The following is a 14,899-nucleotide window of genomic DNA, read 5'->3' as shown; positions in this document are numbered from 1 at the left end:
TATCGCCGAGTAGTTCGACGCTGTGCGCTACAGGGCTGAGGTTACACCCCCACCGGACCACCATCGCGTTTCTGAATGACCACCGTCGCAGCTCGTGGGCGCACTTGGCCGCTGGCGGCAATGGTGGCGTCTTGAACCAGCGCGCCGCCGTCAGCGGGCCAGTTGCCGGGGTGCTGAATATTGATAAACAGCGCGGTTTTATCCGGCGTGGCAAAGATACCGGTGACTTCACTGCCATTAGGCCCTACCGCGAAACGCTTTAGCTGCTGCTGATTGCTATTGTTAATTACCGGGCCGGTGCCTTGAATATCGCCCAGCCCGTTAGGTACTACCGCAAGCAATTGATCGTTTGTATATTCCGTTAACCCGCCATAGCCATTATCGGTTTGAATCCAAAGAATCCCCTGGCCGTCACCACGTTCGTCGAACCACAACCCATCGGGGCTCGCGAACTGGTTCATTTCGCTCAGGCCAGAGTGGTTATCCACATCGCTTGCCGCGGCACCAAACACAAACACTTCCCAGGTGAAGGCGTTCGGCAAACGGCTTTCGCGCCAGCGGATAATATGCCCCGCTTCGTTATTGGCACGCGGGTTGGACGCATTGGTGGGCGCTGTGCCATAACCAACGCCTAACTGCTCAATGTCGTCACCGGTATTGGTAAACGTCGGCGTGGTTTCTTCGGCGGTACGCTGAGTATTATTGGTCAGCGTGAGGTATACCTCGCCTGATGTAGGGTCGACAGCCGCCCATTCTGGCCGGTCCATTGGTGTTGCGCCCATAAAATCCGCCGCATCACAGGTATTAATGATAATTCCTGCGTGGTCGTCGTCTGCCAAGCCCAGCGCCACGGCTAGCGTGCGGCCATCCTGCGTTGTCGCATCAGGCGTCAGCGCTAGCCACTCACCACTGCCATCGGCATGGAAACGGGCCACATACAGCGTGCCGTTATCCATATATCGACTACCGATAGCCAAGCGGTCGTATTCTTCGCCGGGGCGGTTGGCATCAGCGGGATTCCAGAGGGCATCAGAAACGTATTTATAGACATACTCATTGCGCGAATCATGGCCAGAGTAGTAAACCACCGGCTGACCGGCTTCCAGCTTGCCCAGCCAGCAGCCTTCATGGCGAAAACGACCCAGTGCCGTGCGCTTAACGGCGAGCGCATCGCTATACGGGTCCACTTCTACCTGATAGCCAAACGAGCGCGCCTCGTTGCGATAGTCGTCAGCCGCGTGTTCACCTCGTGGAGTAATATCGAAACGGCCAAACTCATCGTTGTCCTCAGAGGCATCGCCTGCCGAGGTATCCCAGCCATAGCGGCTTTTATCGGTAGGAATACCGATGCGCGCATCGTCCTGGAAGCGTTCACCACGGTTAACGAAAATATCCGGCCAGTTCTCTTCGCAGGCAATATAGGTACCCCAGGGAGTAACACCGTTGCCACAGTTATTGTTGGTGCCTCGGGTCTGCATGCCCGACGGTGAAAACTGCGTTTTGACGTAGTCGCTACCGGCAACAGGGCCTGCGATTTCCATCACTGTTGCGCTGGTAAAGCGGCGGTTATAAGACGAGCCCGGCACATGTGCCCAGTGGCCGTTGGCATCTTTTTCAACCTCAACCATGGTGACGCCATGGGCATTGATCTCGGTGCGTGACTCATCGGCGGGCCGCTTACCGCTTTTTGCATTAGTCGGACCACCCTGAGGTGCCCACAGCGCTTCTTGATCGATATACTCATTGTTAAGCGCCAGTACAAATCGACGCGAGGCGTTATCGGCATCCAGCGCAAACCCTGCCATGCCGTCATGGTGCATGCCCACACTCACAGCCTGACGCTCAGGCGTCATCGGCTGGTCAGCCTGCCAGGTATCGCCGTCGTTTAGCGGCGTACCCCAAGGTACTAGCACCTGTGCCACATAGCCTTCTGGCACCACTATCGCGTCAGTCCGTGAACCGTGTACGGCTTCGAAGGCCAGCGTCAGCGGTGTTTTGTGCGCACCGTTTGAGGCAAGCGCCTGAGCGGCGCCACCAAAACTAAGCATTGAGGCCGCCGCCATGCTTAAGCCGCCACGCATCACATCGCGCCGAGATACATGTTTTGCCAATACCGCTGCGAACGGTTCATTGCGGCTTGGGTTAAGCAGACGATGATCTTCGATCTCTTTACTCATGTTGGGTCTCCCTCGTATCGTTTTAAGCTAACGATTGAATTTCAAGAGACTTTAACTGAGCAAAATGACAGCGCGATGACGGTCTGCATGCCTGTATATAGGTAAATTAAAGACACCTTTTGGCACAGTTGCTGCCATTAATCGCATGATGACAAGCGTTTACCTTCCAAAGCCTATTGAGTAGCATTCTCAACTCTGTTAAATTAACGCTAATAGTTATCATTAGCACAGGAGTCATTATCGCATGCAGTTTCCCGACAAGGGCGCTGAGCAACGCCATGCGCCAGTAGTGGCGCCAGTAGTGGCGCCTATAGCGGCGCGTGAAGTGGATAGTAAAGAGCTGCTGGGCAGCGCTGGTCAGCTGATTATTCATCATGAACAAAGACGCTATATCTTGCGTCGCACCAAAAGTGGCAAGTTAATCCTTAACGCATAAGCACACCCTAATTTTAAAAACTAATACAGCAACAGCCAGCCATATTGCAGCCTAACTGCACTCAGCCAGCGATGTCTTCCACCTCTCTTTGTTGGAACTATCCGGCTCATGAAATACACATGCGCGTTCAGCGGCCTTTGCCTCACTTTTTTCCCTCTACTCGCCGCTTTTGCAGACGATGCTGAACTTAATCCGGTAACGGTGACGGGCACTCGCGCGCCGACGGACCTCTCTCGGGCACCGCTGATTATCGACATCATTAACCGCAATGATGCGGTGCTAGCAACGGCTAGCCGAGTGGAAGACATCCTTAGCCGCCAGCCGGGTCTGCATGTCGCTGGCCAGGGACGCCGCAACGGTCAGACGTTGAGTATGCGTGGTTTTGGTCGCTCAGGCGTGCTGATACGTTTAGACGGCGTGCGGCAGGATATTTCGACGGGCCATGTCGGCAACTTTTTCCTCGACCCTGGCTTAATTCAGGAAGTACAGGTAGCTCGCGGCGCCCTCTCCAGCTTATACGGCAGCAATGCGATGGGGGGTGTGGTCAGCTTTACGAGCGTTGATGCCGATGACCTGCTGGCACCTGGCGAAGATAGCGGCGTACGCCTTTCCGTTGGTGGCGCCACCGCTAGCGATGAATTACGCGGCAGCCTAACGGCCTTTGGCCGCCGCGATACCGCCAACGGCAAGGTGGATGGCTTATTTTCAGTCGGCCGCAGTGAGTCTGGCGATATTCGGCGCGCCGGTGGCGATCAAGCAGAGGAAGACGCCACCCTCAACAGCCTACTGTTAAAAGGCGGTTGGGAGCCAAACGACGACCAGCGGGTATTTATCAGTTGGCAGCATTACGACGAGCGCGCAACCCAGCCTGCCAACCCTCAGCAGCTTTCAACAGATGCCAGCAGCCCACTGCGTGACCGCGATGTTGAGAGCAATAACGTGCAGCTTGGCCATCGCTGGCAGCCTGGCGCCGCGACCGAGATCACCTCGCGGCTAACCTTTAGCCAGCAGGATATTGATGAGCCCCAGGCCAGCCGCTCATTAGAACGTATCGGCTTGCAAAGCGATGGCTACCATCGTATGGATCACGGCTGGCTCTCCCAAACACTGGTGTTTGGCGCCGAACTGGAACAGGCCCGCCAGCGCCCAGAGGGTGAAGCCAACGGCTTCCCAAAAGCCGACATTGACACCCAAGCCGCGTATTTAGATACCACGCTAACGGCGGGGCGCTATTTGTCTGATGGCGGCGCGGGTCAGTTTGATGTTGGTTTGGGTGCGCGCTTTGATCGCTACGACGCTACCGGGCAAGACGATGGTGACAGTGTCCATGATCAAGTATCGCCACGCTTTCGTCTTGCCTGGCGTCCTGATGATGCGCTGATGCTGTTCTCTGGCTACGCCGAGGCTTTCCGCGCACCTAGTCTCTCCGAGCTTTACGCCAACGAGCGTCATTTTGCCGGTTTCTGCGCCGGGCCATTTTTCTGCACCCCGGACAACTACTGGATACCCAACCCCAATCTTTCCCCCGAAACCAGCAGCACGTGGGAAAGCGGCGTGGTCTGGCACCAGGGCGATTGGCAGGTACGCGCCAGCTATTTCGACACCCGCGCGGACGACTTTATCGACACTCAGGTCGACATCATGGCAGGCACTACCCAGGCGGTGAACATTCAACGTGCTCAGCTATGGGGCTATGACGCCCGCGTGACATGGCAGCCTAGCGCTCTCCCATCACTGACCAGCTTTGCCGGTCTTTCGGAAGTCTCCGGCAAAGACCGCGACTCTGGCGACCCACTGGGCAGCCAAACACCGCTAGAAGCAACGCTGGGCAGTGAGCTGGCGCTCTATGGCAGCAATATTCGCCTAGGTTGGCAAAGCCGATTCGCTCAATCCTTCGATAAGCAGAGCGACGACGAGCGTCTACCTGGCTACGGCCTTCACGATTTACATCTTGCCTGGCGTCTTACTCCGGCCGTTGACACCTCGCTGCGGCTCGCCAATGCAGGCGACAAAGTGTGGTACCGCCCCGATGGCAGTCTAGGCGATGGGCGCAGCCTATTCGCGACGCTCAACTGGCAGTGGTAACCAAGATAGTCATCAACCCACTCAGTGACCTATGCAGAGGTAAGTCATGATTGAGTCTCAACAAATCGCTATTTACGAAGCTTTCGACGCGGCGCGAGCGGCCCAGCCACGGCTACCCGCGATTGACATTGCCGAGCGCTTAGCGATTAGCGAAGGCGAACTCCAGGCCGCCCGCCTCGGGCGCGATGTGTGGACGCTACCCTTAGCACCGAATGAACTTGCCGCTTACCTACCCCAACTGGGCTGTGTTAAAGCGCTCACCCGCTCTCGCTTAGCAGTACTCGAGCAAAACGGCGATTACCCTGAGCTAAACGGCGGGCCGCAAACGGGGCTGTTGCTTGGTCCCGGCGGCCTAGATCTAAGACTGCTCTATTCGCACTGGCACTGGGCCTGCTTAATTCGGGACACGATGCCGCCACTCGAAGGCAAAGAGACATGGCGCTGGAGCATTCAGGTGTTTGATCGCCATGGGCGCGCTATCCACAAATGCTTTGCCCTCGAAGACCCGCTGCCGCGCCCTTGGGACGAACTAATGGCCATGGGCAATAGAGATTCGCCAGCCTTTACCCAGTTAGCGCCACGCTTACCGCGACAGCTTCCCGACACGCCCTCTCTCGCCAGCGAGTGGAGCGCGATGCGCGATGTCCACCAATTTTTCACGCTACTGAGACGGCATCAATTAGAGCGTATCGAGGCCAACACGCTCATGGAAGGTCGTTTCACCCGAGCCTTGCCTACCAATGCACTGGAAACATTGCTAACCCAGGCGAGCCAACAGGCTCTGCCGCTTATGCTCTTTGTGGCAAGCCCCGGCTGCGTGCAGATACGTACGGGCATCGTCCCTCCTCCGCAGCGCGCCCGCGGTTGGCTGAACCTATTTGGCGATCAATTCACCCTGCACATTGATGACACGGCGGTTAATCACATCTGGCAAGTCAGCAAGCCCAACCGTGATGGCGGCGTTACCAGCATTGAAGCCTTCGATAGTGAAGGGACTCTTGCGCTGCAAATTTACGCTGAACGCCAAGAAGGTCAGGTAGAAAGGCGAGACTGGCGGCAGCTACTAAGCACGCTGGAAAGCTGTGCGGAGGTTGCATGACTCAGCAGCACGTGGCTTCCCGCTTAGTGGCAATGATGACACTGGCATGGCTGTGCGTGGGCACCCCTCTCGCCCATGCCGACGAGCAACCGTCGACTAACGAGCGCTGGGTAGTCCTCGGTGGTGATATCGCCGAAACACTGGCCGCACTGAGTGCCGACGCCAACGTGATCGCTCGCGACGATACCGTCCTTTATCCCCCGGCCATGGCTGACTTACCTTCGGTTGGTTACTTACGCCAGCTCTCTGCGGAAAGCGTGCTGTCGGTTCAGCCTGACCGCGTGCTGGCCGCCGAGCATGCCGGCCCGAAAGAAGTGCTGGAACAGCTGACGGCAGTGGGGATAACGATCGATATTATCGCAGCCCCCAACACGCTAGAGGCTATTCCTGCCAAGGTCCGCGCGGTGGCACAGCAGACTAATCGTCAACGTGAGGGAGAGCGGCTAGCAGTGTCTTTAACCGCAAAGCTGGAGCGCCTAGCCGCGCTGCCTGCACTGCCGCCGATCCGAGCCATGTTTGTGATGCAACATAGCGGTCTGACGCCGAGAGTAGCGGGAAGCGGCACGGCAGCCCATACCGCCTTAGAGGCCGTTGGACTAGAAAACGCGTTTGCAACCATGCAGGGCTATCACAATGTGGGCGCCGAAGCGCTGGCGAAAGAAGCCCCCGAGCTGATGATTATGTCGCAGCGCGGATTAGATGCCTTGGGTGGCGAAACGGCGCTATGGCAACTACCGGGAATGGCATTAACGCCAGCGGGCCATGCGCAGCGCTTGATAATCATTGATGACCAGGCGCTGCTCGGCTTTGGCCCCCGTGCGCCGGATCAACTCCTCGCGCTGCGCCAACAGGTAGAAGCGTTATTAACCGCGCCAACGACGGCTCGGACTAATCAATGACCATTAGCCTAAGCACGCACCGTCCTCGTGCTTGGCTGCCGGCTAGCCGCGCGCCGCGCGTTCTTATGGGCTTAACCATTGCGCTGATGATCGCCTTAATGTGGGGCGCGGCCTCGGGGGTGCTGGGCATTTCCCCCTGGGCGCTCATGAGTAGTAGCACCAGTGAGCTCAGCGTGCAGGTGTGGTGGCAATTGCGCTTACCCCGGCTGCTGCTAGGCGTTGCCGTTGGCGCCATGCTGGCAGGCAGCGGCGCCGCCATGCAGGGCTTGTTTCGCAACCCGCTGGCCGACCCAACGCTGCTCGGCCTAGCCAGCGGCGCGGGTCTCTTTGTCGCGCTGTGGATCGTACTGTTTCAAGGTAGCGCGATGGGTAGCCTTTATGGTCAGTTCGCAGCGGGGTTTTTAGGTGCGTTAAGTGTTTGCGTCATCGTCTTTGGCTTAGCAAAACGCCAAGGCGGCAGCAGTGCGGCGGTCATGACGTTGCTGTTAGCGGGCCTGGCGATTAACACCCTGGCAGGCGCCGGTGGCGGCGTGCTGGCCTTCATCGCCAGCGACGAACAGCTGCGCCAACTCAGTTTATGGGGCATGGGTACGCTTACTAACGCGTTATGGCGTACTACCGCCATCGCGCTGGTACTGATTAGCATTGCACTGTGGATGCTATTGCGCAGTGCCAGCGAACTCGACCTGCTGCAGCTTGGCGAATCCACCGCCCATGCGGCAGGACTAGATGCCTCGCGCCTCAAGCGTCGCGTCGTTGTCGCCACCTCGTTAGGCGTCGGGCTGTGCGTTGCACTGACCGGTGTCATTGGTTTTCTTGGCCTGCTAGTTCCCCACTGCCTGCGTCTGTGGCTAGGACCCAGCCATCGCCTGCTGCTGCCCGCGTCAATGCTAGGTGGCGCACTACTGTTGGTCGTCGCCGACACGCTGGCGCGCACACTAGGCGCACCGGCAGAGATTCCGGTGGGTCTGCTCACAAGCCTCCTGGGTGGGCCTTACTTCCTTTACTTATTGATGCGCCGGAGCTCGTCATGCTGACCCTGCATAAAGCGGGATTATCGACGATGCCCTCCTTAGCCCCCATCGACGGCACCATTCGCCCTGGTGAGCTACTCGCTATTGTCGGCCCCAACGGCGCCGGTAAAAGCACGCTACTCAGCATGTTGTCAGGCTATCGCCCTTGCGAGGAGGGCGAAGTACGTCTGGATGGTCGTTTACTACAGGAATGGGAGATAGATGCCCTGGCCAGCCGCCGTGCGCTGGTCGCACAGCAAGAACCGCTGGGCTTTGATTGGCGAGTGGAGGAGTTGGTGTGCTTAGGCTGCAACCCAGAAAAAGCGCTCATTGCCGAACTGCTCGATGACTTAGATCTCATCCATCTTGCTAAGCGCAGTGCGCTTACGCTTTCCGGCGGCGAACGCCAGCGTGTCATGGTCGCGCGAGGCGCCTGCCAGATTCTCTCCAGACGCTCTGCTACCGCCCATGATGGTGGTCTTTTGCTATTGGATGAACCTACAAGCGCACTGGACATTGGCCAACAGCAGCGACTCATGCGCCAGCTGCGTGTCTGGGCTGAACAGCATCAGATGGCGATCGTCTGTGTGCTGCACGACCTGAATCTGGCCAGCACCTACGCTGACCGAGTGTGGTTGCTCAATAAAGGCCAGCGCATTAGCCACGGCTTACCAAACCAGGTGCTTAGTCTCGACACTATCGCTGATATTTATGCAGCGGAACTCCAACTCATTCGCGCCAGCCCTGCAGCGGCGCCTTTTCTTGCCCTTAGACCTTGATGCTTTTATTTATGTTATGAGCGAGCTTCGCATGACTAAGCCCCCTGCTGTGCTGCTGCGCATGTTTCTCAACGAAAGGCACCGTCTCGTTAAACGCATCAAGCAAGTCGTTGGAAGTACTAGTGTCGCAGAAGACTTAGCGCAGGACACGTTCGTAAAGCTGTGGCAGCGCTCCTCCAAAGACGCCGATACCGCGGGTTTGCTGCACCGTACTGCGCAAAATTTAGCGTTGGACTATTTGCGCTCTCAGGCAGTACGACGGCGTTACCAAACCAATGAACTAGATACCGCTGCTGATGAGCCGCCTCAGGCACCAAGCCCAGAGCAGATAGCGAATACGATGCAACAGTGGCAGCGGCTTACCGAGCAACTCAACGACTTACCGCCAAGGACAAAGCGTGTCTTCTTACTTAATCGCATTGAAGGTGAGACCTATAACGCGATTGCTGAACGCCTTGGCATTTCTATTAGCACCGTTGAAAAAGACATGATGCGGGCAATGCGACTGTGTCGTGAATGGCAACGACAATCAATTAATGAGGAAGAAGCACCGGCTAAACGTTGTATTAATAATAACAAGCCACGTATTCAGAAAGGGCTAGATCGTGACTAAGCCAAATGAACCTACACGTCAGCAAACGCAAGAGCCTATTTATGACGACGACATCATTGATGAGGCCACCGCTTGGCACCTAAAAATCAAGGACGAAAGCGCAACACAACAAGATCATCAGGCCTTTCAAGTTTGGTTAAACGCCATGCCCAGCCATTATCAAGCCTACCAAGAGGCAGTGCATCTTTGGCAAGCGGTTGAAGCCCCTGCTCGCCTTCTTGCTATTCAGTCATCACCCGCCAAACCCACACGGGTAACGGAACGAGCATGGGGATGGGCAGCGGCTGCGCTGTGCGTATTGGGCTTGCTGCTAAGTTTTGAATTATGGCGTGAGCCCGGTCACTGGGATCACCTAATGGCTGCGACGATAACAGCACCTGGGCAAACACAGCACCTCCAACTGACCGATGGCTCAACGCTGCTACTTGATGGCAATAGCGCGATAAAGACTGATTTTAAACAGACGCAAAGGGGATTAACGCTACGCCGCGGTCGCCTCTGGATTGATGTCGCCAAAGATGCTCAGCGACCGTTCCTCATTACGGCGGGAGACACCTTAGTACATGTTGTAGGAACTCACTTTTCTGTCATGCGTAGCGGGGGCCAGGTAACGGTCACAGTTGCAGAAGGACAGGTGACCGTCAGTGATAGTACCGACCGCCAAGCCATGCTGGTGGGCGGCCAGCAAATTACCATGCAAAACGGTGAGCTCGGCCCTATCTCATTCGTAGAGCTACCTCTGGCGCTTTCTTGGCGGGAGGAAAGGATCGTGTTTGATGATGCCGCAATGAGCGAAGTCGTCGCGCAGTTAGAGCGCATGCTGCCAGGTCGCCTTCTTTTGGATACCCAAGCATTTGACGACGTGCGCCTTTCAGGCAGCTTCCCGGCGAACAAACCGGTGGCATTACTCGACACATTAACCAATGTCTTTGATATCACCGTCCATCGCTTGCCGGGCAACATCGTTTGGCTGCGTCCGTCGCATACCGGCTGATATCACACCGAGGAGAAGCCAACTCTGTATTTGCCCCTCTTTACTCACCTAACTGTCGCGAGTGACTTATGGAAGCACTACTCCCCCTCTCCAAAGGGGCTAACACACTGCCGCTAAGCAAGCGCTTAAAGCTGGATACACATTCTGCCCATGAGCGTGTGGATCAAGCCATTATGGCGCTATCTCCTTTCGCCAGTCTTGAAGGCTACCAACGCTTTCTTTTTGTGCAGTATCAGTTTCAACGCCATACAGCACCTCTCTATCAACAAGAATCGCTATGCACTTGGCTGGCAGGATTAGCCGAGCGTTGCCGGTACGACGCGGTAATCAGAGATTGCCAAGACTTAGCCATTCACCTGAACGCATTGGACGAGCACGCCCTTGTGCCACCGACCATCGGCTCACAGGCCGCAGCGCTTGGCTGGCTGTACGTGAGTGAAGGCTCAAACTTAGGCGCAGCCTTCTTATTTAAGTACGCCAGCCAACTCGGGCTTTCCGATAAATTTGGCGCCCGGCATCTAGCACCTAGCGACTCCGGTCGCGGTCTGCACTGGCGTCGTTTTACCGCTCAGTTGGATGCCGTCTCTTTGGAAAAGCAAGAGGCAATTCAAGCTTTAAACGGCGCCAGAGACGCTTTTCAATTCGTCAAATCGCTAGTATCAGAAGCATCAAAAAGATAACAGGGAATGGCAATGAATCAGATGATAAAAGCCCTCATATCCAGGCTACGTGCATATGGCCTTCCCATCGCCTCTCTACTACTCAATTGGTGGGCAGCTAGCCTATTTACAATCACGTTACTAAGCGGATGCCTAGGCACTCTTTACGGACTACTCCATGAATCACATACAGCTTGGTTCTGTCTGCTGTGTGCAGTTTTAGGCGGGGCCCTAATACATAGCATGATGATTGTTATTGCACTGACGATTTCAATAGTGGCTGAGCCTACGTGTGAGCTGGAGCAGCATGAACCACAAAGCTAAAAAAATACTTAACTAAAAACTCATTTTTAGATGAGGGAAACCCTCTCTGCAAACGTTAATGATTATACAAACGATTATTATTAACATAAAAAAGGGAGCATGACGTCCATGCACTGCAAGGGTTTCCCATTCAAGTCGCTTGCGGCAAGCCTCAAGCCAAACCACCCGCCCACCTTCAGATATGCCGTCACGGCTGTCATGCTCGGCCTGCTCATCAGCCAGGCACATGCCCAGTCATTACCCCCGAACGCCGCCGACGCTGTGCAGCAAAATCCACTACAACAACGTTATACGTTTGATCTTCCTGCTCAGCGCCTGCTCTATTCCTTGGGTGAATTTACAGCCGCAACACAAATCGCTGTAGTGCGCCAAGATGGTGAAGCCATCAATGGCATCGCCCCTGCGCTACAAGGCGAAATGACCGCCGATGAAGCGCTACGTGCCCTTCTGACGGACTCTTCACTAACAATCTCATATCGCAATGGCAGAACCGCCGAGCTGCTGGAGCCAGCAACCTCGCTCACCGTGGGCAACCAAACGGCCTTTAGCACCCTGACCGTATCGGCTGACCGTATAGGTGACGATTGGGTCTATCACGAACCGCGTTCGGTCAGTGTGATCAGCCGCGAGCAGATTGATCGCTTACCGCCACGTCACGCGGCGGACATGTTGCTTGAGACGCCGGGTGTCTACAGCGCAGTAAATACTCAGGACCCGGCGCTTTCGGTCAATATTCGTGGCATGCAGGACTTTGGCCGCGTCAACATGATGATCGATGGTATGCGTCAAAACTTTAACGAGAATGCCCACCAGCAGCGCAATGGCAGCATGTATGTGGACTCCGAGCTGCTGAGCGAAGTGGTCATCGAAAAAGGCCCCAGTTCAAGCATAAACGGTGCAGGCGCCATTGCTGGCAGTGCTAATTTCCGCACCCTTAACTATGACGACATCATCATGGAAGATAATAATGTCGGTGCTCGTATACGAGCCAATACAGGGATAGGCAATGAAGGTAATGGCGTCAATTTTATTGGCAGTGCCGCGATAGCGGGACGTTTTGGAGATCAGCTGGAACTGCTGGCAGCGAGGAGTCGGCGAAGCTTGGGCGAATACTCGCCGGGTCGCCGAAAGGAAAGCTTTGATTGGCTTCTTGTTGGCGTACAAGACGGTATTGAGGGCCGCAATAGTGAGCAGGCTGTCGACCGCGTTAAGTTCAGCGATCAGACCCAGGACTCCAACTTATTCAAGGCTCGATGGCACCTGACACCCGAACAATCGTTGCAGTTCACCTACCTGGATACCGACATTTCCTACAACAACGTCTCCGATCGCCGGATTGTCAACTCCGGCGATGGCAGTGTACTTGACGGCGACGATGCATGGCAGAAACGCGGTGATGCCCAGGCGACGTCACAATCCATCGGGCTGGAATACACCTTCAACCCTGACTCCAACTTGGTTGACCTTGACGCGAGAATTTATCGCGTTTCCACCGATAACGAGCGCTATACCCAGGAGGGGCGTCCGGTGATGGCGGGCGATACCAACATGACGGAAACCGCCTGGAACCTCGGGCTATGCTCAACGCCTTTTCCTGATAGCTGGCGTAAGCAGTGCGAAGCAGGGCTTGGCTCTAATGTCACAACAAGCATCGATACCTATGGCCTAGCCCTAGAAAACACATCAAGGTTCTCATTAGGTGATGTTGAGGGCTTCCGCTTCAATCACGGCATCGAATATTTCCAAGACCGAGGAGACTCCAGTACCGAATATGACCGGCGTGGCAGTACCATCACTACATCCGAAAATACGCTTCAGCCCCGTGGAAAGCGCAGCATCGCCAGCGCCTTCGGCAATTTAGTGTGGGAAAATAACACATGGACATTAGGCGGTGGCCTACGCTACGACTACTACCGTCTCAAGGGCGATACCCGCGTTATGGGAGTGGAATGGTCCTACTTAACCCGTCAGGAAAAGTTTGACCAAAGGTTCGACGAGGCAGCCCAGCAAAGGATGCGTGATGCTGGCACCTATGATCTTATCTTTAATCGTGGTCAGTATGCGCCTGGCTATGACTCGGAGCATGGGCTGTACGCATATGAAGTTAACAATCGCGAGGACAAGCTGCTGCCGACTCTGCAGGCAGCGTATCGACCCTCTAGCTGGTTAGAGCTATTCACGAGCTGGGGTGAATCCTGGCGCCCACCGGCACTGACCGAAGCACTAATGGAGGGCAGCCATCCCAGTGACCCCTTCGCCATCATGTCCCCTAACCCCTACGCAGAGCCCGAGACCTCTCGCAGCTGGGAAGTAGGTTTTAATACCGTGTTTCAGGGATTGCTGACGGACAATGACCGTTTCCTTAGCAAAGTGACCTACTACGACACCCGCGCAGATAACTATCTAATTACCAGCATGGCCAATGCAATGCCCGGCGTAGTGGCGGGTGCTGGGTTGGGTAATACCATGTTCATCAATAACCGCCTTCCCATGAATTTTCGTGGTATCGAGCTGGAACTCGACTACGACGCCAGCAATTGGTACACGCGTCTGAACTACACCCACGTGCTAGGCGGTGACCAAGGTTTCTGCCAGGAAAGATGGCCACTGGGCAGCCATCAACCCCAGTTTGATATGCCTGATAAGGCGGGCAACTATACAGAAGAGCATCAGATGGCGATCGAAAACGGCTACGACTCTTACGAAAGTTTCCTTGACCAACAGATGGTCTGCGCGGTTGGAGGCCAGGCGGCGGGCTATGGCATGAACAGCGCCCGCAATTTGCCAATGGACCGAGGAAGCTGGGTAATCGGCACACGCCTATTCGACGAAAAGCTGGATATGGGTACCCGACTCAACTACAGCGCCGAGGGCAAGCCAGAAGATTTCGAATACGCCATCTGGCCCAGCTACGTTACCTGGGACCTCTACGCAAGCTACCGCTTCAATGACCATCTACTAATGCGAGCCTCCATCGAGAATCTACGTGACCGTAATTACGTCTCAGGATACTCAGATATCTTCTCCCGCACCTATGCGCCAGGTCGTACAGCAATGGCAGGAATAGAGTTGCAGTTCTGATGCTATAGCGGTTGCTGTAGCTGTAGCTGAAGGCTCATATCCCTTTAGGGTATGAGAAGTGGGCATGGCGATAATGCCCGTTAGAGCTCGCCGGATAGGCCGACGAGTCTCTCTTAATCAAGTAAAACGAAAGGAGTATATAAAATGTCTATTTCCTATACTTACGATGAAAACAACTTCCCTGGTGAATTTGCAGTAGGTAGCCTAGAAAGTTTGCTGCTGGCTTTCCAGAGTGACGGTGTCGACGGTGAACACCCTTCTAATACTGGCGGTTTCTACGAAGATGGCAGCCTCTCATCCAATCCTTTCTCTGGTGATACCTATGCGATGGCTCTCAATGGAGGTGACTTCGCCTTCTCGGCAACGGGTGATATCACTTACGACTTCCCCAGCCATACGCTACACGGCACCCTGACTGGGTTGACGCTGGGAGGCGGCCTAAATAGTGATGGCACGGTATCCGATGACTTCATCACTTTTGACTTCAACGCGCCGCTGGATGGTGATCTTGCCGATGGTCGAGAGAATGCGGTCCACGACGTAATTTGGGGCTTAATGAATGGCTCAGTGGAGGGTTGGGACAGCAGCAGCTCAGTTAGCCAGGGCGGCTTGCTAGCAGTACTGGACGATGCTGGTCTGCTTGGCGATGCCATTCCGGCTTCTGCAACCGGCGTTCAAGAGTTCAGCGAATTCGATTTCGCTCTGGCTGCGTGAGCAACGCCATCGCTATAAACAGCTAA

General features: G+C 55.5%; 12 protein-coding genes. 11 read left to right on the top strand and 1 reads right to left on the bottom strand.

From position 1 onward, the window contains the following. Positions 1-41: 41 nt before the first annotated feature. On the bottom strand, positions 42-2,177 hold the full coding sequence (locus tag ACT3TF_RS07160) for a PhoX family protein (protein WP_444671880.1): 2,136 nt from the start codon (positions 2,175-2,177) through the stop codon (positions 42-44). 244 nt (positions 2,178-2,421) lie between these two features. Between ACT3TF_RS07160 and hemP the strand changes: the two genes are divergently transcribed. From hemP to ACT3TF_RS07105, 11 genes are all read left to right on the top strand, one after another. Beyond that, a complete protein-coding gene (gene hemP, locus ACT3TF_RS07155) occupies positions 2,422-2,613 on the top strand; it encodes a hemin uptake protein HemP (protein WP_444671879.1) in 192 nt (63 codons plus the stop codon). Between the two features lie 108 nt (positions 2,614-2,721). Beyond that, positions 2,722-4,698: a TonB-dependent receptor domain-containing protein gene (locus ACT3TF_RS07150; RefSeq protein ID WP_444671878.1), complete on the top strand. Its 1,977-nt coding sequence runs from the start codon at positions 2,722-2,724 to the stop codon at positions 4,696-4,698. Between the two features lie 46 nt (positions 4,699-4,744). Then, positions 4,745-5,797 carry a ChuX/HutX family heme-like substrate-binding protein gene (locus tag ACT3TF_RS07145; protein WP_444671877.1) on the top strand — a complete coding sequence of 351 codons (1,053 nt, stop codon included), beginning with the start codon at positions 4,745-4,747 and terminating at the stop codon, positions 5,795-5,797. Next, complete coding sequence (locus ACT3TF_RS07140) at positions 5,794-6,696, top strand: heme/hemin ABC transporter substrate-binding protein (protein ID WP_444624914.1); 903 nt, start codon at positions 5,794-5,796, stop codon at positions 6,694-6,696. The genes ACT3TF_RS07145 and ACT3TF_RS07140 overlap by 4 nt, the downstream gene beginning before the upstream one ends. After that, the gene (locus tag ACT3TF_RS07135) at positions 6,693-7,733 is read left to right on the top strand and encodes a FecCD family ABC transporter permease (protein ID WP_444671876.1); all 1,041 of its coding nucleotides are present in this window, start codon (positions 6,693-6,695) and stop codon (positions 7,731-7,733) included. The genes ACT3TF_RS07140 and ACT3TF_RS07135 overlap by 4 nt, the downstream gene beginning before the upstream one ends. Beyond that, complete coding sequence (locus tag ACT3TF_RS07130; RefSeq protein ID WP_441685697.1) at positions 7,727-8,488, top strand: ATP-binding cassette domain-containing protein; 762 nt, start codon at positions 7,727-7,729, stop codon at positions 8,486-8,488. The genes ACT3TF_RS07135 and ACT3TF_RS07130 overlap by 7 nt, the downstream gene beginning before the upstream one ends. Positions 8,489-8,519: 31 nt before the next feature. After that, positions 8,520-9,101 (top strand): RNA polymerase sigma factor, encoded by a 582-nt coding sequence (locus ACT3TF_RS07125; RefSeq protein WP_441685695.1) that lies wholly within the window; start codon positions 8,520-8,522, stop codon positions 9,099-9,101. Then, positions 9,094-10,095: a FecR family protein gene (locus tag ACT3TF_RS07120; protein ID WP_444671875.1), complete on the top strand. Its 1,002-nt coding sequence runs from the start codon at positions 9,094-9,096 to the stop codon at positions 10,093-10,095. The genes ACT3TF_RS07125 and ACT3TF_RS07120 overlap by 8 nt, the downstream gene beginning before the upstream one ends. 68 nt (positions 10,096-10,163) lie before the next feature. Beyond that, a complete protein-coding gene (locus ACT3TF_RS07115) occupies positions 10,164-10,775 on the top strand; it encodes a biliverdin-producing heme oxygenase (RefSeq protein ID WP_444624910.1) in 612 nt (203 codons plus the stop codon). A 411-nt stretch (positions 10,776-11,186) separates the two neighbouring features. Continuing rightward, positions 11,187-14,159 carry a TonB-dependent hemoglobin/transferrin/lactoferrin family receptor gene (locus tag ACT3TF_RS07110; protein ID WP_444624909.1) on the top strand — a complete coding sequence of 991 codons (2,973 nt, stop codon included), beginning with the start codon at positions 11,187-11,189 and terminating at the stop codon, positions 14,157-14,159. A 144-nt stretch (positions 14,160-14,303) separates the two neighbouring features. Next, on the top strand, positions 14,304-14,873 hold the full coding sequence (locus ACT3TF_RS07105; protein ID WP_441685688.1) for a heme acquisition protein HasA: 570 nt from the start codon (positions 14,304-14,306) through the stop codon (positions 14,871-14,873). Positions 14,874-14,899 lie beyond the last annotated feature (26 nt).

It is taken from the genome of Halomonas sp. AOP25-F1-15, from assembly GCF_052378675.1.
GTDB classification, from domain to species: domain Bacteria; phylum Pseudomonadota; class Gammaproteobacteria; order Pseudomonadales; family Halomonadaceae; genus Vreelandella; species Vreelandella casei.
Note: the sequence above shows the minus strand (reverse complement) of the source record. Positions and strands in the feature narration are given on the sequence as shown.